Raw genomic sequence first — 21052 nt, forward strand, 5'->3', positions numbered from 1 at the left:
CAAGGTTGATCGGCTTTCCCTCCATTGTGGTGGGGTTTGCGCTCCGCCGGGTTGACCATTGGGCGTTTCGGTTCGATCGTGGCGGCGCGAAGGAATGGCTGGGGGCGCTGTCCGGGGGCGGCGAAGGGGCATGGAAATACAGGCCGACAGCCTGGATGGGGTTCTCTACAACCTCTACCAGGCTATCAGGACGCACGGACGTCCACACAAAGGCTCACGGGGCGACACGTTGGAGCTGCTTGGCGTCTCGCTGCGCATCCTGAAGCCTCGGGCGCGGATCAGCACTTCGGAGAACCGCGGGAAGCCTTTCAGCGCGATCGGGGAGCTGCTCTGGTATCTTTCCGGTTCCAACAAGCTCGACTTCATCTCGCGGTATGTACCTGCATACCGGGACGACGCCGTCGACGGAATCATCGAAGGTGCCTACGGCCCGCGACTCCTCGCGATGCGCGGCAGCATCAACCAGCTCGATAGCATCCACCGACTCCTGTCTGAGAAGCAGGGATCGCGCCGTGCGGTGATTCAGCTTTTCAATGCGGAGGACATAGCCGCCGATCACAAGGAGATTCCGTGCACGACCACGCTGCAGTTTCATCTGCGCGAAGGCCTGCTGCACCTCTCCGTCACAATGCGCTCCAATGACGCGTATTTCGGACTACCACACGATGTCTTCTGCTTCACCATGCTGCAGGAGATGATCGCGCGGCGCCTCGGCGTGGAGCTGGGCGAATATTATCAGTACGTTGGCAGCATGCACGTCTACGACGCCTACATCGAGGCCATCGATAAATACGTGGAGGAGGGCTTCCAGGCGACCGTCGAGATGCCCGCGATGCCCGAGGGCGATCCCTTCAGACGCGTCGACGGGCTACTGGCCATCGAAGCCCGGCTGGGCGCGGGCGAGGAACTGGACGCGCAGGCCGAGACAGGAGATTCTTACTGGGCGGACATTGTCCGCCTGCTCCAGGTCTTCTGGGCGAAGGAGAGGCCTGAGACGCAGACCGGCACGCTTGAGCGGCTCAGGACCGAGTTGGCACACGCACTCTATCGCCCCTTCGTGGACGGCCGGCTTCATCTCGCCCGCCGCGGGGTCGTCAGCGCGGGCGCGCCGGCGCAACCGTTCGACGGAGGCGCCGATGTGGCCGTCTAAGGAGACCAAACGTGCGCGGATCGCGACGGCGCTCGCTGACGCCCGAACGCCGCTGGGTCTGCAAGGGCTTCCCGACCAAGCGACGATCGATACGCTCGCACTACAGTTCGTCGCCAGCCTCCGACGCGAGGAATACTACAAGCTAGTCCAGGCTAAACCTGTCGGTGCTGACCGGGCCAATCCTAACAATCCATCCTTCGATCCCGAGCGCGCGGTCGCCCACTATATGCAGCAGGGTAACGTCGAGGAGGCCGGCTGGCTCATTTTCCTGATGACCCACTTCGCCCGACCTGTCTCCGGCTGGCGCCGGCTGAAAGATGTTTATGGCCGGCTCGGCGCGGGCAAATGGGAATGGGCGACGGTCGTCGCGGACCCCGACGCCTTCTACGACTGGATCGCCGGCAACTGGCAGGCGATCGGCGGGAGCTTCGGCAATCACCGCAAGTATGAAAGCCTCGATCCGACCAAGAGCCGGCCGATGAAACGTGCAATCGCCGACTATCTGACCTGGATCGGTCCTGCAGGGCACGCGACCTTCTTCACCAACGTGGTGCATGCGGCCGGCAACGATCCGCACACGATCTTCGACCACCTCTACCGGAGTATGAAGATTCGATCGTTCGGCCGACTTGCGAAGTTCGACTACCTGTCACTCGTCTCCCGCTACGGGTTGGCGCCAATCGAAGCCGGATCGGCCTACCTCGATGGCGCAACGGGACCGGGCCGAGGAGCGCGGCTGCTAGTCGATGGCAACCCTACCAGCGCGACGGGTAATGCAGCCATCCAGGCGACGCTCAACGAACTCGACGCGACGCTGAACGTCGGCATGGCCGTCATGGAAGATGCGCTCTGCAACTGGCAGAAGTCGCCGCAGCACTTCGTCCACTACGTCGGCTGATCTTTCCGAACTCCAATCAGCAGGTTCGATGCCCTTCTCAAGCTACTCGTTTCGGAAGTTCACGCTCGATGAGCTGCCGCTCGAGCGCGACACCTGGGTCATGGACGAGGCCCACATGGTTGAATGGGAAACCGTCTGGCTCAAGGTCATCGGAGGTGACGAGGACGCTTCGCCATATAAAGTGGGTTGTGTCACGCCGATCCACATTGCCGAAGTGACGCCCGCTGGCGCCGAGATCAGCTGGTATGCCAACACGGCCGATCGCTTCCACGAGATCAAGACCTTCCTTCCTCGAGATGCGTTCGTCGCCGCCGCTCTCGCCTACGAATACGAGAAACGGGTCAGCGTGTTTGTCCGTGCCACCTGGCTCAGAGCCCTTCATCTACGTTCGAATTCGATCTTCGCAATGATCGACGCTGTCGACATGACCCATGCCATCAAGTCCGGGGCGATCTCGCACGAGAAGGTCATCCGTTTGCGGGATGCGCTCGACGAAATCGCTGCGCGTCACCCTTACATTTCGTTCATTTCATTCGCGGACAGCCTGCTCATAAAAACGAATTGGACTGTCGGCATGGTCGATACCGAGGTAAAATATACCTACGCCCCGGAAGGGCTTTTCCGCCTGTTCAAGGAATTACAGGGGCTTTACCGGGCTACGCTCGGGCTCGAAATTTATGGCGTCTTCGCCCAGGGGTCGAACGAGTATTATGACGATCCCCTGCTCCATATATCCGAATTCCGGAACCACATCTCCCTAAACAGCCTCGGCCTGCCTTTCGCCCAAATCTCGTTGATCGAAGCGGCGGCCAGGCGGGCTATCCGGGCGGGCGAGCATGCTCGAATGGAAATCTACATGGACGAGGACCTGTTTCACTCACTCCGCTTCGAGGACTACGAGCGCAAATCCACCTGGCCGTCGGGCCCCTACAAGCCAAAGATGTCTCCGGAGCCAGGTCGGTATTTTTATGCGATGTGTGACGACCTCATGTCGTGCATCAGGATTCCCTAAGAGCTACTCAACGAAGGCCCGCAGCTGCTCCCACTTCCAGCGCCGCTTCAGGAAGTCGAGCCGCTTGGGATGGATCATCTTGCGGTGCTGCATCTGCCCGACGGTGAGGCCGGGCGCCACGTCAACGCCTACGCTGAAGCGGACTACGTCCTCCTTCGTCGCAGGTAGGCGAGCGAACTCCTCCTCCCGACCCTCCGGAACGATCATTCGGGCGGCGAACTCGTTGGCCTCGCGCTCGCTCTCGTCGTGGTCATCCAGGTCAGCATCGAGAAAGGTTCGCTGCCCGTGCAGGATCAGATGGGCCAACTCGTGAAACAGCGTGAACCAGAACTTGTCGTCGGAGAGGCCGCGGAAGCTCAGCAGCACCATGGCCTTCTCCGGCGCGATCATCCGACTCGCCCCCGACGCGCGGCATCCCTCGGGTGCACGCTTGGTCACCACCGCCACGCCGGCCTCGGCGCAGAGAGCGCGCAGCTTCGGCAGGAACAGCTCTGGGTGCCTTATCTTCGATAATCCCTTGATGGCACGGAGCCGGTCGCGGAGATTCTCGGCGTTCCACGGGCGCGTGTCCACGACGTCGGCGCCGAGCTCCCCGCTTCGGAGCCACATCAACACTGCACCGTCGTCGGAGGTGAAAGCGTTCGTAGTACGAAAGAGAGTCTCTGAGCAGATGCGCCCGTAACGCGCCTGCCAGGCGGCCATTGTGCCCACGTTGAAGAAGGCAAGACGCCGGCGCACCTCGTCGCGCCGCCGATCCCCGCTCAGACGGCCCCGGGGGCGCGCACCAGGAATAGGCAGGGCGAGCCAGTCGTCCGCTTCGGACATCGCGCGATCTAGGGCACGTTCAAGGCCCTCCCGGTAGTTGGCCTCGCGCTTCAGCCAAAAGGATGAGGTGCCACCGACCAACGTGGACAGCGTGTCCGCATGACCGTCATGGACCGGAAGCGAACCGTCGAGAAGGCCCCGCAATGTCTCCAACCCGCCCTCGAGACGGTCGGCCACCGTCTGCGCCGCCACGCCTTTGCGCACCATGAGGGCACGCAGCGAGTCACCTGGCTTGGAGAACCAGTCGGGGGTGAATTCCTGTCCGTCGGTCACGGCACCCTCGAAATCGCCAACAGCTTCAACCTCGTAACGCTTGCCCATGCGATCCGGCCCGCCCCATCGCGCGAGTGGCGTGTCCCGACCACGACCAAATCCGCGCGGTAATCTGCACCAATTGCTACGGAAAGGGAATCGTCCGCTCCGATTTTTATGTCGTCACCGAAAAGGTCGAGCAATTCTTCGACCGTCTCCAGCGACCGCGCGTCGGAGAGAAACATCACGAGTGCGCCAGCGCTCACGCTGCCGTAGGCCTGCTCCGCCTGCTCGAGATCGGCGCAGATGTCGTACAGCGGCTGACCCTCGAACGTGATATTAATCAAGGAGCGAAGCTCCGGGGAAACGCCGATCCGGTGGGCCCGATGCCGCCGTCAGGACCGTGATCGTTCCGGCATCCGGTCATTGCGGCAGCGGCGAACCGTGGGGCTTCGACCGCTGCTTCTCTCTGATTGCTACGATCCTATCCCAGTTTCGGGCAAGCTCGACGTCGCCGGTCTCGTCCATGTTGAGGCCTATCGCGCTGCAGAGGCTCGCCAGAGTGACCATGACGCCACCGACCTCCTGGGCAGGATCGCCCTGCGGTCTGCGGAAAACGTAATCGACCAGGGCCAGCGCGTCCTCACGTGAGCAGCCGTTTGCTTGCGCCAGTTCCAGCGCCTCCTCCAGGAAGCGATGGTTGCGCTCACCGCGATTCGACCGGACTGCCGGCGGAAAGCACGCATCGAGCCATTCCTCGACACGAGCCTGGTAGGAATTGATCTCGACCGTCACTCTTCCCCCCAAAATAGCCCCTGGTGGTGGGGGCACCCCGATTTCACGATAGCCGGCGCTAACCATCGCCGTAAGCTGTGCGCCACTTAAAGCCCTTCGTCTCCCCAAGCGGTCAGACCGAGACTCCCTCACCTGAGGCGCCATGGCGTGCACTAATGGCAGTTTGAGGTTCGGAGCAAGCCTGCCTGAACGACGGGAATGAACCGATTCCGACAGTCCGAGGCAACTGCACGGGCCTGCAACCTATCCGCTGGGAATGGCAGCGCAGCTGTGATACTGGCCAGAAGGTAGGCACCTCTAAGCGACTGAAATATGGTGACACGATGGGGCTTAAAGCCCCTCCCGTTGGGGTCACCAAACGCGAAACGTGGTCGGAATCACCTTCCTCGGAGGTGTTGTCAGGCGACCCCGAATCACCAATTTTCTCAAGCATTGCAAAGGGTTGCCTGAACTCGACGCGCAGTTCCTGGTTCGCCCAGGAGCAGTTCGAGAGTAGCAATTTCAGCCGCTTCTTTTGTCCGCCAAGGGCCATTTTTCGAAGCCCGAAGCGGCATTCCGGGCGAAATCCAGCAGCGCCAGGCCGTCGTCGATCATGGCGTCCTCGGCCCCGAACAACGCCTCCATATCGCGCAAGCAGCGCGCCCGCTCCTCGCGCCAGACCGGCGCCAGACGGTCGTGGAGCTCGGCGGTGATCCGGCCCTCGATCCTGTCCATGTAGAGCGTGTCGATGCGCTGGAGCAGGCGATCGGCCTCGGCGCGCAGGCGCTCGATTCGCTCGTCGTGCTCGCGGCGCTCGTCCGCATGACCCTCGCGGATCGCCTGTTGGATCAGCGCGAAGATCTCGTCGTCGAAGTGCAGGCGGCCAAGGACTTCGCGGAAGCGCTCCTCGATCACTTCCTGTCGCACATAGGGCTCGCCGCATTTCCCGCGGAAGCCGGTGCAGTGGTAATAGATGTAGCGGCCCTTCTTGATCTCGCCGACCATCGCGCAGCCGCAATGACCGCAGGTCATCAGGCCGGTGAACGGGAACTCCATCGGCCGAGCGCGGACATTGGTGGCGCTTCGGGCGTCGAGCACCTCCTGCGCATTGTCCCAGGTCTCCGCCGAGACCAGCGGCGCATGATGCCCCTGACACAACTCGCCCTTCCACTCATAGACGCCGCTATAGACCCGGTTACGCAGGATTCGGTGGAGCGTGCTGACTCTGACCGGCCGCCCGCCGGTGCGATTGCGGAGACCCGCCTCGCGCGCCTTGTCCGCGAGTTCGCGCAGCGTGAACCGCCCGGTAGCGCACCACTCAAACAGGCGGGTGATGACGGGACCGCGTTCCGGGTCGATCTCGATGATCTTGCGGCCGTCCGGTCCGCGCACGTTGCGATAACCGAGCGGCGCCAGCGTCGGCCAATAGCCCTGCTCGGCCTTCTCCTTCATGCCCTTGCGCGCCTCTTCCGACAGGTTGTCGATATAGTTCTTGGCCATCAGCACCTTGATGCCGTGCATGAACTTCTCGGAGGATCGCGAGTCGCCGGAAAGGACCACGCCCTCCTTGACGAAATGGATCTCGACGCCGAGGTCATCCATCGTCACCCAGTCCTTGAGGTTGCGATAGAGCCGGTCGGTCTTCTCGACGAGGATGCCGCGCACGGTGAGGTGCTTGCGCAGATAGTCGAGCATCAGCCCGAACTGGGTGCGGCCGGTCTTGCGGGCGGTCTCGACGTCGATGAACTCGGCGGCGATGCCGATGCCGTTGAGATCGGCATAGCCGTGGATCAGCTTGATCTGGGCCGGGATGGAAAAGCCTTCCCTCTCCTGCTCCTGCGTCGAGACGCGAGCGTAGAGCACCGCCTTCCTGAGACCGTCGAGCATCTCTCTAGCGGAGCGCCGCGTGGCGTGCTGCTTTCCCTTGCGTGGTCGAGCCATCCTCTCTCTCCTCCGCTGACCTTCGCCCTTCATCCCACGCCCTCTCCCTCTGGGAAACGGGCTACCTACCCAGTCACTGTCGTTGCTCAGGAGCTGGAACAGCGGAGTTAGCCATTGCTTCACGTCGATGCAGGGCTGCGCGACGAACGATGGACGGGCCATGCCCCGTTCCGGGAGTGGGCGATGGCAACAAGACCGGAACGACGGGCACGAAGCCCGAGCGGATATGCCCGCTATCCGCCCATCTCGGTCATTGGAGACCGGATCTCGTTCGCCCAAGAGCAGACAGACCCCAAAGCCTAGCCGGACGACCGACATTGGGACATACCTGCCGTTGGCGATTGATCTCGAAGCGACGGCTTACGACCCGTTAGCTGCCGTTCAGCGATCAGCCGTGATTGACCGCGACGCGGTCGAGCGCAGCGCGCAGGCCTCGCGCCAGCTTCAGCGCGTCATCATTCGCCCAGAAATGCATGAAAAACATGCGCGGCTCGTCGTTGAGCATGTGATTGTGGAGCGCCGTCACTTCGATGCCGTTTTCGCGTAGCGCGCGCAGGACAGGGTTCACCTCCGACGCTGCCAGCACGAAGTCGCCAGTGATCGCCGCTTTGCCGCCGCCGGTGGGCTGGAAGTTGATCGCGATGGCCGATCCCATCGCCGGCGGCAGCGCCATACCGGCGTCGCGTGGCGCTTCGGCGCGCGGGATGCCGAACGCGTAAACCCCGCCACCGATCTTGCCCTTGTAGCCCATGATCCGGTCCACGGCGGCGGTGTCGAGATCGATCGTCTCGGGGGCGGCAGCGGTTTGGACTGGCGCGGCCGAGAGCGGAGTCTTGCTGAGCGCCAGAGCATCGTGGATCGTCGCGCCGAGCTTGGCGGGGTCGCCCGTCGCGCCGATATGCATGTACATGGTGTGCGGGGTGTTGCGCAGCAGATGATTGTGGAGCGCGGTGATCTCGAAACCGTCGGCGATGAGCTTGGCCATCACCGGGTTGACCTCGGTGTCTGTCAGGACAAGATCGCCCATCACCATGACCTGGCCGTTGCCGTGGCTTATGAAGGCCACCCACGAGCCGAGCGCGAGCGCGGGCTTGATGGCACACCCTCGAGCGTGACCTTGAGATCGCTTCGCGGAAACCCGATCCGATAGACGCCGCCCGGCATCACGGTGCCCGGCTTCCCGACGGCGGTCGCGATAGCCTGTCCCCATGGCTCCGCGGCCTGTCCGGGCATCGCAGCAGCCAGCATTCCGACAAGACCGATCAACGCGAACTTCTTCATCGCACGCTCCTTTCGACGCCGGTGGTCCGGTGGTCAGACAATGAGGACATAGGCTGCGCCCAGACCGGCACAGGCGAGAAGCACGGGGATCATCCCGGCCTTGAAGCGGAATACGGCGATCGCGGCTCCCGCTGCCAGGATGAGCGCCGGCAGGTTGATCGAGCTGAGCATCGGCATATCGAACCTGATGGCACCGATCCGGAAAGGCTCGACTTGCTTGAAGAGCGTATGGATCGCGAACCAGAGCGCGAGATTGAGGATCACGCCCACCACCGCCGCGGTGATCGCGCCGAGCGCCGATGACAGAGCTCGGTTGCCGCGCATCCGCTCGATGAACGGCGCGCCGGCGAAGATCCACAGATAGCAGGGCATGAATGTCACCCAAGTGGTCAGGACCGCGCCCAGCGTCGCGGTGACCAGCGGCCGCAGCATGCTAACGTCGCGGAACGCGGCGAGGAAGCCGACAAACTGCGTGACCATGATGAGCGGACCCGGCGTCGTCTCAGCAAGCCCGAGGCCATCGAGCATCTCACCCGGCGCCACCCAATGATAGGTGCCGACCGCTTCCTGGCCGACATAGGCAAGCACCGCATAGGCGCCGCCGAACGTCACTACCGCCATCTGGCTGAAGAAGCCGGCGATCTGCGTGAAGACGTTGCTTGGCCCCGCAAGCACGAACAACAGGCCGACCGGGGCGAGCCACAGGATCAGGAAGGCGGCGCAGATGCGCAGCGACCAGCCCAGGTTCGGCTTGGCGTGCTCGGGAAGTGCCTCGCCGAGAGCGGTGTCTCGGTCGTGGCCGATTTCGCCACCCGTCGCGCCGTGACCCCCGCCGCCCTTGAATGCGGTGATGCCCGCACGACCGCCGAGAAAGCCGATCAAGCCCGCCAGCAAGACGATCAATGGGAACGGTGCATTGAGAAAGAAGATCGCGACGAACGCAGCGGCGGCGATCCCGCGCATGACGCTGTTCTTGAGCGCCCGCGAGCCGACCCGCACCACGGCCTGAAACACCACGGCTAAGACGGCGGCCTTCAGTCCGAAGAACAGCCCCTCGATCAGCGGCGTCTTGCCGAACAGCACATAGACATAGCTCAGACCGAGGATTGCAAGGAAGCCGGGCAGCACGAACAGAGCGCCCGCCACGAGGCCACCCTTCGTTTTGTGCAGGAGCCAACCGATATAGGCAGCGAGCTGCTGCGCCTCGGGGCCGGGCAGCAGCATGCAATAGTTGAGCGCGTGCAGGAACCGGTCCTCACCGATCCAGCGCTTCTCATCGACGAGGATGCGGTGCATCACCGCGATCTGACCCGCCGGCCCGCCGAAGCTCAACGCGGCGATCCGCGCCCAGACCCGCACGGCTTCGCCGAACGATATGCCATGATCGTGCGGAGGTGCAGCTACTTCGGCGGTCGCGACGGTGGCGTTCATCGCTCAATCTTTCTGCTGGAGAAATAGGCGTAGAACTGATCCAAAGCATCGCTCGCGCGCGCGACACGTTCCAGATCGTCATCGGTAGATGCGCAGACGCCCGAGAGCATCGCACCCACGCCGGGCGTCTCGGGCCGCGCAAACTTTCCATCGGCAATGTCGAGGTCATGGATGATCTCGCTGATGGCGACTAGGCCAGCGTCTTCGGCAAGACCGGCGCGCAACACGATCGTCTCGAAGCTGCAGCGATCGCCCTCATGCGTGAACTCGGCGTCGGCCATGTCGAAGCGCAACTCGCCCGGTTCGGGCTGATTCGATTTGCCGTCGATGAAGCGGAACGATGCCGTCGGATCGACGAAGCGGCGAATGAGCCAGGCGCAGGCGATCCTGTCGACGTGGATGCCTCGGCGCGTGACCCAGGTCTTGCCCGTCAGATCGGCGGGCTGGAGCGTCGGCGCAGGATCGGTCCGGCTAACGTCGGGATGCTGATAGCGTTGGCGATCGAGGTCGCCGAGCGCAGCTTCGGCATCCTGTCGGCCGTGCGCGCCGAAGAAGTCGAGGCGTCCGACCTCCTCCATGCGTTTTTGCAAGCGCGCAATGTCCTGACTACTTGCAGGGCCGGTGTCGATCAGGCGGCGCGCAGCGTCTGCGATATCCGCATAATCGGCATCGCGCGCCGCATCGAAGAGCCCCCTGACATCGCCGTCGCTCTGGCCCGCCACGAGTTGGGCGATGAGCAAGGTCGCCTCGCCACCACTCGCGACAATCTCATCGAGAAGCTCGGCAAAGGCTGCCCGGTTCGCCTCAGTCCTAGGGAGGACATGCGCCGCGTTCTTGAGCGGCACTGCACCGATCGCCTGCAAGCGTCGCCAGATTTTCACACGCAGATAGGGCGGCCTCGCGGGGAGCTGGTGAAGCAGCGCAAGCCAATCGGCGGACTCGGTTGTCGTCATGATGATGCATATGTATCACCAATGTCGAATCGACGGAACACTTATATCAATGACTACGCGCTTTATGGGTGGAGCTTCTTTCGCGACCGCCTGTTTCCTCGCAACACCGATGCCTGTTCAGGCGCAAGAGCAGGCCGACGGTCTGACAGTGAGCGGATCGATGCGTCTGCGCTATGAGATGATCGATGGTCAGCCGCGGGTCGGCTTCAGCTGCAGCGACGATCTGGCGACCTGCGGACCAACATCCTTGCCGAGTATCGCGTTCGCGCGGTTCGCATCGGCGTGGAGCTCTTCGATAGCCGGGTGTGGGCAGATGATCCTGGCACGCCTGTCCGATGATGTGCTGCTCGTTCACGGCACGCCGGACAGCGAGCTGGAATATTTTCTGGAGACCGTGACAGAAGACGGGCTCCGTGAAGCCACTCGCGAAGAAGCTGAACAACGCGCAGGCAGCGCCAATGCGGCCGTGATCCTTTGCGGCCATACACATGTTCAGCGCGTCATGACCCTTGATGACGGACGCATGATCGTCAATCCGGGCAGCGTCGGCCTTCCGGCCTACGAGGACGATCGCCCCTATCCGCATCTGGTCGAGAGCGGATCACCCCATGCGCGCTATGCGGTGCTATCGAAGGAAATGGGGCGCTGGGCTGCCGAGCTTCTGTCGGTGGAGTATGATTGGGAGCAAGCCGCTCGCGATGCCGAGGTCAATGGCCGTCTCGATTGGTCCAGAGCCTCGCGTACGGGTCGCGTCTAGCACGCGACAATCCCCATTTTCCGCCTGTGACGGGCTTCGGGAAGCTGTGCGCATCCCAAAACTCGGTCCTTCTCAGACGGCCGAGGACCTAGCGAGCGGGAGCCATCCGCTTCGGCACTCCCCATAGCTGCCGGTCGGCTAAGTCGCCCATGTCGGCCATTCACGGCAGTGCGATGAGCTTGATGATGAACGGCAGGTTCCGGTACGCGGAGTGTGGACTTCAGACGACTGGAATGGGGCGCATCGCGGACTGGCAGGTCAAACGGGAACAGGCCGACCGCTTTATGGTAGCGAGCATCCTCCGCTTGGCTCCACCCACCTCGCTGCTACATGCGAGGAGGGAGAGCCGAGCGCTCCCCCCCTTCCTCATTTCGGCGTGGCGATCTTCAATGTGCGGCGCGCCTTGGCGAGAGCGGCCGCGGCAGGCACCTTGCCGGAGACGATGGGCCTTCGGCCGAGCCCGACCTTCTTGGCCATTTCGCGGCGGCGCTCCGAATAATCGGCCGACACCATTGGATAGTCGTGCGGCAGCCCGAAGGCCTCGCGGTAGCTCTCCGGCGTATAGCCCTGGCGGACGATGTGGCGGCGGAGCGTCTGGTACTTCTTGCCGTCAATCATCGAAATAAGCCCGTCCGGCTTGATGCTCGCCCGCACCGAGACAACGCCCTTCGGCCTTTCGGGGGCAGGCGTCTCGGGCACCCTGCCGGCGCCGGCCAGCGCATCGTGGATCGATTTGATCAGAGCCGGCAGCTCTGCCACCGGAACAGTGTTGTTGGATACATGGGCGGCGACGATATCCGCGGTGAGATCGATCAGGCCGGCCGCGGCGTTTTCTTCAGTCATGTGAACTCCTGTACCCGTGAGGATCCGGTACGCCCCATTATGACGGGTTCAACAACCAGCCACCTCGGCCAAGCGGCAAATCTTTCGCGTACCGGCCTCATGATCGGGGAATCGCTTGCTCAACCAGAAAGGCGGGCGTGCAGGCGCCTCTAGCAACGAGCTCTGGGGAAGCGGCATCACAAGAGACGTGGGAGAGACCGATCTGGGCCGGCTTGCCCATTAAGGGTTTCCAACGAGGAAGCATGGGATCGCCCCGCGATCGAATGCGCGCGACGAACTTCGCGCGGTTCATCAACGAGGGCTTGATGGCAGATGGTGAGCAGCGCTTCCTTCGCGATGTTCAGTATCGCTTCCCAGATCGGCTAAAGGCGCGGTCAATCCTGCATACACGCTACGGTCGGCGTGACTGGTTCGAATGGTTGTCCGCCAACGTTCCGCTGCCCAAGGGTGGCATAGTCGCCGACGTGGGATGCGGGGCGGGATCGTTCTGGACGAACGCACCGCAAATTGTGCCGTCCGATCTGAAGCTGCGCCTGTTCGACATATCCAAAGGCATGGTGGACGCAGCCCGCGCTTCCGTCGCGGCCATGCAGCGGTGGCACGACGTTGAGGCATGCGTCGCCGATGCGGGCGCCCTTCCGATTGCCGACGGCTGCGTGGACACGACGATCGCCGTCCACATGCTTCACCATCTCGCCGACCCCCTGGCGGGGTTGAAGGAGATGGCGAGGATCACGCGTGCGGGGGTTCTGTGGCCGTCGTGCTCAACCCGGCAGGCACGATGGCGGAGCTTTCGGCGCTAGTGCGGGCGCCGTTCGAGGAAGAGCCTGATCCCCGGCCCGAGCCGCTGTCATCGGAGCAGGGGCTCACGCTCATGCAAAGCGTGTTCGCCAGCGTCGACGTGGTCAGGTATGATGACGAGCTGCGCGTCACCGATCCCGTCGACCTACTAGGCTATCTCAGCACCTTACCGATCGCGGACCAGCCGGACGCGATGGAGAAGCTGGCGGTCGCCGTTGACTACGCGTTCAGTCATGCGGGCGGGGTTTTCAGCATCACGGAGCATCCGAACCGCTCATCGGACACAGATAGCCGCTTGATCGACCCCGCCTCAACTCGATCCTGTTCAGGACAGCGGATGGCACAACGCGCGGTGACCGGGACGGCGGCCAGCGGCAGGCGCGGCGAAACCGGACCGGACGAGTGAGCTAGGCGGCGAGACGCGCTCCACCGCGTGGTCCGATCAGCTCCCGCGCGGCACCAGCTCGTCGGGATTCGCGCGCTGCTGCGGCGCTGTTTGACCGACGGCACCGCCGACCAGCTTGTCGAGCGTGCTGCCGTCGAAGCCCAGCTCCTTCATCAGACCATCGATGACCGGCGCCTGAGCGCGGTAGCGCAGCGCCGCGGCGACCGCCGAGTTGGCGAGATTGCCGTCATTGCCGCCCGCGGCTGGCACGCCGCCCTCGGCCCCGCCGCGGCCGGTCAGGCCGTCGACTTGGACGATGCGGATGCTGTCGATCGCCTCGATGGGCTTCGCCGCCTCGCGAACCAGCTCGGGCAGGACCTTGAGCAAGGCCAACTTCGTCTGCAGCGACACTTGGTCGTTCGACAGCAGGTTCGCCGCCTCGTTAACCGCGCGCTGACCGGCCGCCTCCACCTCGAAGCGGACGCGCGCTGCCTCGGCCCGCAGCTTTTCGGCCTCTGCCTCGCCTTCGGCTGCCGCCCGAAGCGCTGCCGCGCGATCGGTGGCGGCACGGGCCTCAGCCTCCGCCTGGACCTTCAAAGCGATGGCTGCGCGCTCGGCCTCGCGCGCGGCATCGATCAATTCGATCCGCTTCTGGCGCTCGGCGATTTCCGTCTCGCGAGCCGTGGCCACCCGCTCCTCGGCGGCCACCGCCTCGGCGCGGGCCTGATCCGCCTGCGCCTTAGCCTGGCTTTCTTCGCGGCTCTTGTTCTGGACGGCGATCTGCTGTTCCTGTCTCGCGATCTCGATGGCCTGGGTCTGAGCGATGCGCGCCTGCTGGATCGCGCGATCGGCCTCGATCTGCGCGGAGTCCGTCTGCTGCTTGGCAATGATGCGCGCCTGATCGGCTTCGCGCTGCCGCTCCGACTGTTGCCGCGCCACCTCCGACGCCTGCTCGGCCCGGCGGACTTCGAGTTCGCGCTCCTGCTCCAGCCGGGCGAACTCCGTATCGCGCGCGATCAGGAAGGACTGACGGCTCGCCTCCAGATTCTTCGTTTCAATCTGGACACGCGTGTCCTGCTCGATGTCGTTGCGCGTCTTCTTGCGCAGCTCGATCTGCTCCGTCAGTTTGGTGAGGCCTTCGGCGTCAAAGGCGTTGTTCGCATTGAAATGCTCTATCGACGTCTGGTCGAGGCCGGTGAGCGACACGCTCTCCAACTCCAGGCCGTTCATCGCCAGGTCGGCGGAGGAGACCTGCTGCACCTTCTGGACGAAATCGCTGCGCTGCTCATGGAGCTGGTTCATCGTCATGCCCGCCGCCACGGAACGCAACGCATCGACGAACTTGCCCTCGACGAGCTCCTTTAGCTGCTCGGAATGCATGGTCCGCTGACCGAGCGTCTGCGCGGCGGTGGCGAGAGCCTCCCGGTCGGGCCGCACGCGCACATAGAATTCGGCACGCACATCGATCCGCAGACGATCGAGCGTGATCAGCGCATCCCCGTTGCGGCGCTCCACCGCGAGCCGCACGGTGTTCATGTTCACGGGCATCGTCTCGTGAAGCACGGGCAGCACCAGCGCGCCGCCGTTCATCACCACCTTCTCCCCCCCGAAACCCGTGCGCACGAACGCGATCTCCTTGGAGGCGCGCTTATAGAGCCGGGCCATGATGACACCGATGATTATCAGCGCGATCAGCGGCACGCCGGCGTAAAGCAGGACGCTGGTCACCCCGGAGGATTGGACGACGAGATCGTTCATGAAATGCTCCAGTCGGAGTAGCGCGGGCGATCGTGGAGGATCGCCCGGAATTGATGCCCGTCGCGACGCACCAACAGGATGACGTCGCCCTCCTCAAAGGAGGAGCCTTCGATGTCGGGCTCGGCCAGCACATGATGTGCTTGTCCATGACGATCGACGACGCGCGCCCGCGCCGGCGATCCCGTCACCGCTTTGCCGATCATGACCGTACCAGTGAGACCAACGAGTTCGTCGACACCGATCGCGGTGGTCTCGTCACGCGGTAGTACACGAGCGAGAACACGGGCGACCAGCACCGTCAGCGGCACCGCCGCAACCAGCGCCCCGGGGACGGCGATGACCGGCGAGAGGAACGCGCCGGTGAATATGGCGGCAAACTGCTGCCCTACCATGCCGATTGCACCGAACGTCGCGAGAAACGCGGTAAGCAGGATCAGCAGGGGAACGCGCCCGACGCCCAGCGACCCGAGCAGCCCGTCATGATCCGCGTCGAGTCCGAGGTGGACGCCGAGACCGCTGGCGCCGAGGCCCAGCGCCTCAATCGCACCGATCGCAAACATCAGCACGAGCGCCGCCGTGAAGATCGCCCCTTCCGGCGCGGTCAGCAGCTCAAGCATCCCACCCCCCCGACGGCGAGGAGGACCACAAAGGCCATCCGCGCCAAACTGCCCCACCCTCGCATATGATGCTTATTCCGTCTCCGTTATGGGGACGCAACGGGCCGAATCAGTCCGGAATGAAGATATTGGCGGGACAAGGGTCCGGATCTATTCCGGCAGCGCCATCGTCTCTCGCGCCGCCGCGGCGCGCTGGCGGATGATGCAGCCTTCGACATGATCGTTGACCAGGCCCATCGCCTGCATGAAGGCGTGCACGTTGACGGGGCCGACGAAGGCTCATCCGCGCTTCTTCAGATTCCTGGAAAACGCGATCGACGCGGCCGAGGTGGAGGCGACGGCATCGCCTCCGCCGCCGGCTCGAAGCGCCAGATATAGGCAGCAAACGATCCTTCCGCGCGGATCAGCTCCTGCGCGCGGCGGGCATAGTTGATGACTGCGGCGATCTTGCCGTGGTGGCGGACGATGCCCTGATCCTGGAGCAGCCGCTCGACATCGGCCTCGCTGAAGTTGGCGACGCGATCGACGTCGGAGCCATGTTCGAGGTGCTCGACACCCAGCCGCACGTGCTAAACTCGTTCCGGATTTAAGCCTCCGCCAACATCGGCATCGATAAGGCGAAGCACATCCCAAACCTCAACTGGCTCGCTCCGGGAATTCCCAGCGCTGGACAGCAGGCGTTCGGCGACGGCAAGGGCAATGTCACGACCTTTACCTATGATCGGTTCGATCGGTCGTTCCGTACCTATTTCCCTAACCAGACCGGCGGCGGGAGCTCGACGACCGACTATGAGGAGCTGACCTATGACCCGGCGTCCAATGTCAGCGTCCGCCGGCTGCGCAACGGCAACACCATTGCCTACTTCTACGATGCGCTGAACCGGCTGAGCACCGCCCCTCTCGCGGAGGGGGCGTGCCCAAGAGCAGAAGCCGGGCTTCGACGCGAGCTGCCCTTTGGCCGGGGTTGCTCAATTGGACGCTTATACGTATAAGCGTCTGGACGTTTTTGAGGCGCGCAAATGGGTGAACTGAGCCGCTGGAGTCTCAAGGTTTCGCGCGATACGGATATCGCGCTGCGTACACTGCTGGCCTCGCGTGGCGGCCGGAAGGGCGATCTGTCGCGCTTCGTGGAGGAGGCGGTGAACCGCGAGATCCTCCGCGAGACGATTCATGAGGTCCGGGCGCGCAACAAGGACCTTGGGCCAGCACAGATTGAAAGCCTTGTCGATGAGGCGCTGAGCGAGATGGCGCCGGGGTTCTGGGCTGGCCGACGCGTCTGATTCGTGCGGGTCATCCTCGACACCAACATCCTGCTCAGCGCGCTGCTGTCGCCTTCGGGAACGCCAGCGCGGCTGCTTGACGCCTGGATCGACCGTCGCTTCATCCTGGTGAGCCATGCCTTGCAGCTCGACGAAATTCGCGAAGTATCGCGCCGGGAGAAAATCCGGACTCTCATCCGGCCCGCCGAAGCCGGCAGACTCGTCAATCGGATCGCCGCCGTCGCCGAGATGCCCGAACGGCTCCCGGCCACGCGGTGCTCACCCGATCCACGTGACGATTTCCTGCTGGCGCTCAGCGAAGCCGCCCAGGCCGAATTCCTTGCCACCGGGGACAAGAGCGATCTCCTCGACCTCGTCTCCCATGGCACTACGAGGATCGTGACCGCGAAAGCCCTGGCGGACCTGCTGGGCCTGTAAATCCCCCCGGCCCCTGCTCGCGAGCGCTTTCCGGCCGCCTTCCTAAACGCGGCCTTGTAATTTTCGAGCAATCGTCGAAACTCCGCCGACGGCATCCTGACAGAGTTCGAAACCTGTCCCATCAGGGTCACCACGCTGAAATCAGGCCTTATTATGAGGGGCCGGTAGAAGATTACCACCGCCCGGCCCGGCAATTTACCGCCGTTGACGAACTGAACGGCAGAACAGGCCGCCAAGAACGCCGGGGCGCGCTTGCCGTAGTGGCCGAGGATGCGGTCGGTGATCCAGCCATATTGCATGCGAATCCGCTGAGTGGTTGATTTGCGGCTGACGCTTTGGATGAGGTCCAGGCAGGCCGCGGCCAGCACATGATGCTGCCGGATCGACAGCTTGCGCGTGCTCGAACTCCTGCTCTGCGCGCCGGGAGACATAATCTGGTTCAACCTCGGCGCGGCTCGCCGATCGAAGGTACGGTTTGAACGAGCATTAACATACGTGAATATCTCACTCGTATTTTGCGACACGTAACATAAGTTGATTATCAACTATTATTATTCGTTGATCGGATACAACAAGATCGCGGCGGGTTAATCGATCTCCAATCGAGGAGAGAGACGTGCGCACCATCGATCTTGCATTGGTCGCGATCGCGATCGCGACGCCGACTTATGCCCTGAGTCAGGGTCCGGGAAGCTCGAGCATGTCTCAGCCGGCGACCGCCCCCGGCGCGGCGGGAAGCCAGGGCGGCATCCAGACCGGGCCCGGCGCGTCAGGCCGGGCGGATCGGCCGGACATGGGCCCCGGCGCCTCCACCAGCGCTCAGGCGCCCGCACCTGCCGGCAGTCATTCCGGGGCCGACACGCCGATGCAGAACAACAGCAGCGTCGGCGACGATCGCGTGACCGACCCCAATACGACGTCGCACAAAAAGAGCTCGCGCCCGCGCTGACCGACGGGCTGACAAGGAGAGGAACATGAGGCTGATCATCCTCAGCTCGATCGCGGTCGCGGTCGCGGCATGGACCAGCGCTGCGCAGGCCCAGACCACGCCGCCGGCCGCTGCCGCGGCGTCGGGCGATCCGGCCCTTTACGTCGCCAAGGCCGGCGCGAGCGATCTCTACGAGATCCAATCGTCGCAACTCGCCCTGCAGAAGGCCGCGGCCAACGAGGTCCGCCAGTTCGGCCAGATGATGATCCAGCATCATCAGATGACGACGAAACAGGTCATCGAAGCGGCGCACACCGCCGGCATGACCCCGCAGCCGCCAACGCTCGAGCCGCCACAGCAGGCGATGATCCAGGAGCTGCAAGGGCTTTCCGGGCAGGCGTTCGATACGGCCTATCTACGGCAGCAGCGCGTGGCCCATGACCAGGCGCTGGCACTGCATAGCGACTATGCGACGAATGGCGACAATGCCGCGCTCCGCCGCGTCGCAGGTCAGGCGGTACCGATCGTGCAGCGGCATATCGACGCGCTGCGCGCCCTGCCGGGGGGAGGCTAACCCATGGCGGGGGCTGTCGCCGCGCCGGACAATCCAGACGACAGGCTGACGCCTGTTGCGGAGCCGGATGCCGGGATCGAGATTAATCACTACACGATCAATTTCGGCACAGCATCCGGCCGCCCATGGCGTGCTCCGCCTGGTCCTCGAACTCGACGCCGAGCTAGTCGACCGCGTCGACCCGCACGTGGGATTCCTCCATCGCGGCACTGAGAAGTTCATCGAAACCAAGCCCTAGCTCCAGACCATCCCCTATTTCGACCGGCTCGATTATTGCTCGCCGATGTCACCGCGATCCTCGCCTCGCTGGATATCGTGTTCGGCGAAGTCGATCGCTAATCGCGAACGGGGGGAGCGTTGTGCGCAGCCCTTTGCCAGCGCGCTTTCCAGCGCAATCGCGGCGATCGCCACTATCGAGCTCACGCCCTAGGCCTGTAGCGCTCTCAGCTCAACCGGATCATGCGCGCAGAAGATGCGCACCTCTGCCGCATGCCCCAGTGACAGCGCGCGCAGTTTCGCCTGATTGCTGCGCCGGGCTATGCGATCGACCTCCATCATGCGCTGATAGGCGCGCATGCCCGGCGGACAGGCTCTCTGCTCCGATCCGATTTCGCCGCGGAAGAAATAGGCGTCGGCGGCATGCAGCAGCCAGCCGCCGCCAGCATCGACCGCGATGCCGCTATGCCCCCAGGTGTGCCCGGCAAGCGGGATGAGCAAAATCTCCGGCGGCAGCCCCTCAAGCTGGCGGACCGCGTCGAAGCCGAACCAGGGCTCGCCGCCGCCCATGGGATAGAGGCGCCAGTCGGCGGCCTCGTCCCATTGCCGCGGCCGATAGCGCCGCGTGCCGACAAAGGCCCCGCCCCGGCGCTCATCCGCCACCTCTTTTTCGCGGGCGGTGAGGTGGATGGTGGCGTTGGGAAAATCCTCGATGCCGCCGGCGTGATCGAAATCGAGATGGCTGATCACGATGTGGCGCACATCACGCGGGTCGAAGCCGAGCGCGCGAACCTGGGCGATCGCCGTCTCCTCCGGCCGCAATCGGATATTGTTGAGGACGCGAAAAAAGCGGGCGAGGCGGCGCGGCTCGATCACATCGCGCATGCCGAACCCGGTATCGACCAGCACCAGCCCCGCATCCGTCTCGATCAGCAGGCAATGGCAGACGATATGGCCGGTCAGCCAGCCCGGGCTGGTGCCATCGAACAGCCGGCCGCCCCAGGGGCAGCTCGTCCCGCAGTTCAGGTGATGGACCTTCAGCATGCGATCATCAAGCCTCAGCCGGCGCTCAGCGCGGTTGCGCGCTGTTGTTGCCGGCGGCGTCGGTCATGCTCGTGCTGTTGGTGGTGTTGCCGTCCATTGCATAGGCGCCCTGCTCCGCGGCGCTGTTGGCCTGGCTCATGTCACTCATGTTGTCGCCGCCAGCGGGAGCCATGGTTTCGGTGGACTGGCCTTCGTTGTTGATGACCGCGCTCTTCTCGCCGTTGCTACCGCTGCATCCGGGCAAGACCGCGACCGCCGCGGCGAGGAACAGAAGGACGGGGTTGGCGATCCTGGCATTCATCTCTTTCTCCATTGTCTCGCCGCCTCACGCGGTCGCCGTCAGGGCAAGGACGAAAACCACGATCGAGACACCAATGGTGATCCATGCCGCTCGCTCATTGCCTTCGCCGGCGCCGCGATGCCTGCGTATCGAGAAGAAGGCCGTACCGATGCCGATGATGACAAGGCCGACCACGCACCACGCCAGGAAGCTCGACGACGCCGCCGAGCCCGATCCCTCGATGCGGCCCATGATGTGGGTCGCGCGCCATCCGATCGTCGCCAGCGCGAGCAGGATGGCGATGACCGCGACGACCGTCACCATCGGGCTGGATCGCCTGTGAAGATCGGCCATTAGCTTGCTCCCGATATTGTGAATCACAACTCATCGAGACGCGCCGAGTTGCAACATCCAAATAAAAACGGAAATCAACACAGGTTCTAAGCCAAAACTTACTTATGTTAATTCAGTCTCGAATTATTCGCAGTTTTTAAGTTTGTAATTTACTGTTTCGGCACCCGTTCATCCGCCCAGTCAGGAGCGGAATGACTGACATGGGCTGCGAAGGCGGCAACCTGCCTCCCACCCGGCAGGCGCTCAACAGGCGTCGGCGAACGGAGCAGGAGCGGGCGCAG

26 protein-coding genes and 1 pseudogene are annotated in these 21052 nt (G+C 63.7%); 11 read left to right on the forward strand and 16 right to left on the reverse strand.

Features of this window, described 5'->3' with window-relative positions:
- The first annotated feature begins 130 nt into the window (after nt 1-130).
- The 3 genes from KOF26_RS08080 to KOF26_RS08090 are packed head-to-tail and all read left to right on the forward strand — an operon-like array spanning nt 131 to nt 3060.
- Entirely contained in the window at nt 131-1150 is a 1020-nt protein-coding gene (locus KOF26_RS08080) for a thymidylate synthase (RefSeq protein ID WP_216322887.1), read from the forward strand.
- Complete coding sequence (locus KOF26_RS08085) at nt 1137-2048, forward strand: alpha-glutamyl/putrescinyl thymine pyrophosphorylase clade 3 protein (protein WP_216322890.1); 912 nt, start codon at nt 1137-1139, stop codon at nt 2046-2048. The genes KOF26_RS08080 and KOF26_RS08085 overlap by 14 nt, the downstream gene beginning before the upstream one ends.
- A 28-nt stretch (nt 2049-2076) precedes the next feature.
- Entirely contained in the window at nt 2077-3060 is a 984-nt protein-coding gene (locus KOF26_RS08090) for a hypothetical protein (protein ID WP_216322894.1), read from the forward strand.
- Nucleotides 3061-3063: 3 nt separating this feature from the next.
- Here the strand turns inward: KOF26_RS08090 and KOF26_RS08095 are convergent, their stop codons facing one another.
- From KOF26_RS08095 to KOF26_RS08125, 7 genes are all read right to left on the reverse strand, one after another.
- Nucleotides 3064-4206: an ImmA/IrrE family metallo-endopeptidase gene (locus tag KOF26_RS08095; protein WP_216322895.1), complete on the reverse strand. Its 1143-nt coding sequence runs from the start codon at nt 4204-4206 to the stop codon at nt 3064-3066.
- On the reverse strand, nt 4155-4484 hold the full coding sequence (locus tag KOF26_RS08100; RefSeq protein WP_216322898.1) for a hypothetical protein: 330 nt from the start codon (nt 4482-4484) through the stop codon (nt 4155-4157). The genes KOF26_RS08095 and KOF26_RS08100 overlap by 52 nt, the downstream gene beginning before the upstream one ends.
- 76 nt (nt 4485-4560) lie before the next feature.
- Complete coding sequence (locus KOF26_RS08105) at nt 4561-4932, reverse strand: hypothetical protein (RefSeq protein WP_216322901.1); 372 nt, start codon at nt 4930-4932, stop codon at nt 4561-4563.
- 501 nt (nt 4933-5433) lie between these two features.
- The gene (locus KOF26_RS08110; RefSeq protein WP_253201233.1) at nt 5434-6852 is read right to left on the reverse strand and encodes a recombinase family protein; all 1419 of its coding nucleotides are present in this window, start codon (nt 6850-6852) and stop codon (nt 5434-5436) included.
- Between the two features lie 388 nt (nt 6853-7240).
- The gene (locus tag KOF26_RS08115) at nt 7241-8062 is read right to left on the reverse strand and encodes a DUF1259 domain-containing protein (protein ID WP_253201234.1); all 822 of its coding nucleotides are present in this window, start codon (nt 8060-8062) and stop codon (nt 7241-7243) included.
- Nucleotides 8063-8166: 104 nt separating this feature from the next.
- Complete coding sequence (gene chrA, locus KOF26_RS08120; protein ID WP_216322904.1) at nt 8167-9564, reverse strand: chromate efflux transporter; 1398 nt, start codon at nt 9562-9564, stop codon at nt 8167-8169.
- Nucleotides 9561-10517 (reverse strand): chromate resistance protein ChrB domain-containing protein, encoded by a 957-nt coding sequence (locus KOF26_RS08125; RefSeq protein ID WP_216322908.1) that lies wholly within the window; start codon nt 10515-10517, stop codon nt 9561-9563. The genes chrA and KOF26_RS08125 overlap by 4 nt, the downstream gene beginning before the upstream one ends.
- 49 nt (nt 10518-10566) lie before the next feature.
- On the opposite strand from KOF26_RS08125, the gene KOF26_RS17100 reads away from it, so the two are divergent.
- Nucleotides 10567-11274 (forward strand): metallophosphoesterase family protein, encoded by a 708-nt coding sequence (locus KOF26_RS17100; protein ID WP_253201235.1) that lies wholly within the window; start codon nt 10567-10569, stop codon nt 11272-11274.
- A 366-nt stretch (nt 11275-11640) separates the two neighbouring features.
- Here the strand turns inward: KOF26_RS17100 and KOF26_RS08135 are convergent, their stop codons facing one another.
- The gene (locus KOF26_RS08135; protein ID WP_216322911.1) at nt 11641-12117 is read right to left on the reverse strand and encodes a Ros/MucR family transcriptional regulator; all 477 of its coding nucleotides are present in this window, start codon (nt 12115-12117) and stop codon (nt 11641-11643) included.
- Between the two features lie 263 nt (nt 12118-12380).
- On the opposite strand from KOF26_RS08135, the gene KOF26_RS08140 reads away from it, so the two are divergent.
- On the forward strand, nt 12381-12920 hold the full coding sequence (locus KOF26_RS08140; RefSeq protein ID WP_216322915.1) for a class I SAM-dependent methyltransferase: 540 nt from the start codon (nt 12381-12383) through the stop codon (nt 12918-12920).
- Nucleotides 12899-13324, forward strand: a complete 426-nt coding sequence (locus tag KOF26_RS08145; protein ID WP_216322917.1) for a hypothetical protein — start codon at nt 12899-12901, stop codon at nt 13322-13324. Before KOF26_RS08140 ends, KOF26_RS08145 begins: the two co-directional genes overlap by 22 nt.
- 36 nt (nt 13325-13360) lie before the next feature.
- Here KOF26_RS08145 and KOF26_RS08150 read toward each other — a convergent pair whose 3' ends face one another.
- The 4 genes from KOF26_RS08150 to KOF26_RS17110 form a co-directional block, all read right to left on the reverse strand.
- A complete protein-coding gene (locus KOF26_RS08150) occupies nt 13361-15061 on the reverse strand; it encodes a flotillin family protein (RefSeq protein WP_216322919.1) in 1701 nt (566 codons plus the stop codon).
- Complete coding sequence (locus KOF26_RS08155; protein WP_216322921.1) at nt 15058-15678, reverse strand: YqiJ family protein; 621 nt, start codon at nt 15676-15678, stop codon at nt 15058-15060. The genes KOF26_RS08150 and KOF26_RS08155 overlap by 4 nt, the downstream gene beginning before the upstream one ends.
- A gap of 150 nt (nt 15679-15828) precedes the next feature.
- Entirely contained in the window at nt 15829-15936 is a 108-nt protein-coding gene (locus KOF26_RS17105; RefSeq protein WP_253201236.1) for a DNA-3-methyladenine glycosylase I, read from the reverse strand.
- Between the two features lie 35 nt (nt 15937-15971).
- Nucleotides 15972-16244 carry a DNA-3-methyladenine glycosylase I gene (locus KOF26_RS17110; protein ID WP_363182085.1) on the reverse strand — a complete coding sequence of 91 codons (273 nt, stop codon included), beginning with the start codon at nt 16242-16244 and terminating at the stop codon, nt 15972-15974.
- Between the two features lie 453 nt (nt 16245-16697).
- On the opposite strand from KOF26_RS17110, the gene KOF26_RS08165 reads away from it, so the two are divergent.
- From KOF26_RS08165 to KOF26_RS08185, 5 genes and pseudogenes are all read left to right on the forward strand, one after another.
- Nucleotides 16698-16958 (forward strand): ribbon-helix-helix domain-containing protein, encoded by a 261-nt coding sequence (locus KOF26_RS08165; RefSeq protein ID WP_216322923.1) that lies wholly within the window; start codon nt 16698-16700, stop codon nt 16956-16958.
- A 3-nt stretch (nt 16959-16961) separates the two neighbouring features.
- Complete coding sequence (locus KOF26_RS08170; RefSeq protein WP_216322924.1) at nt 16962-17375, forward strand: putative toxin-antitoxin system toxin component, PIN family; 414 nt, start codon at nt 16962-16964, stop codon at nt 17373-17375.
- A gap of 616 nt (nt 17376-17991) precedes the next feature.
- Nucleotides 17992-18324 (forward strand): hypothetical protein, encoded by a 333-nt coding sequence (locus KOF26_RS08175; protein WP_216322927.1) that lies wholly within the window; start codon nt 17992-17994, stop codon nt 18322-18324.
- A gap of 25 nt (nt 18325-18349) precedes the next feature.
- The gene (locus tag KOF26_RS08180) at nt 18350-18877 is read left to right on the forward strand and encodes a DUF4142 domain-containing protein (RefSeq protein WP_216322929.1); all 528 of its coding nucleotides are present in this window, start codon (nt 18350-18352) and stop codon (nt 18875-18877) included.
- Nucleotides 18878-18880: 3 nt separating this feature from the next.
- Nucleotides 18881-19178, forward strand: a pseudogene (locus KOF26_RS08185) (hypothetical protein); the annotation flags it as partial.
- Here the strand turns inward: KOF26_RS08185 and KOF26_RS08190 are convergent.
- From KOF26_RS08190 to KOF26_RS08205, 4 genes are read right to left on the reverse strand one after another with little or no spacing between them, the layout of a single operon-like run.
- Complete coding sequence (locus tag KOF26_RS08190; RefSeq protein WP_216322933.1) at nt 19148-19288, reverse strand: hypothetical protein; 141 nt, start codon at nt 19286-19288, stop codon at nt 19148-19150. The pseudogene KOF26_RS08185 and the gene KOF26_RS08190 sit on opposite strands and share 31 nt — an antisense overlap.
- Nucleotides 19289-19303: 15 nt before the next feature.
- Nucleotides 19304-20137: an MBL fold metallo-hydrolase gene (locus KOF26_RS08195; RefSeq protein WP_253201237.1), complete on the reverse strand. Its 834-nt coding sequence runs from the start codon at nt 20135-20137 to the stop codon at nt 19304-19306.
- Nucleotides 20138-20162: 25 nt separating this feature from the next.
- The gene (locus KOF26_RS08200) at nt 20163-20450 is read right to left on the reverse strand and encodes a hypothetical protein (RefSeq protein WP_216322936.1); all 288 of its coding nucleotides are present in this window, start codon (nt 20448-20450) and stop codon (nt 20163-20165) included.
- Between the two features lie 12 nt (nt 20451-20462).
- A complete protein-coding gene (locus KOF26_RS08205; RefSeq protein ID WP_216322939.1) occupies nt 20463-20771 on the reverse strand; it encodes a hypothetical protein in 309 nt (102 codons plus the stop codon).
- Nucleotides 20772-21052 lie beyond the last annotated feature (281 nt).

Origin of the sequence: Sphingomonas quercus, from assembly GCF_018863195.1 — a bacterium.
Lineage (GTDB): Bacteria > Pseudomonadota > Alphaproteobacteria > Sphingomonadales > Sphingomonadaceae > Solisphingomonas > Solisphingomonas quercus.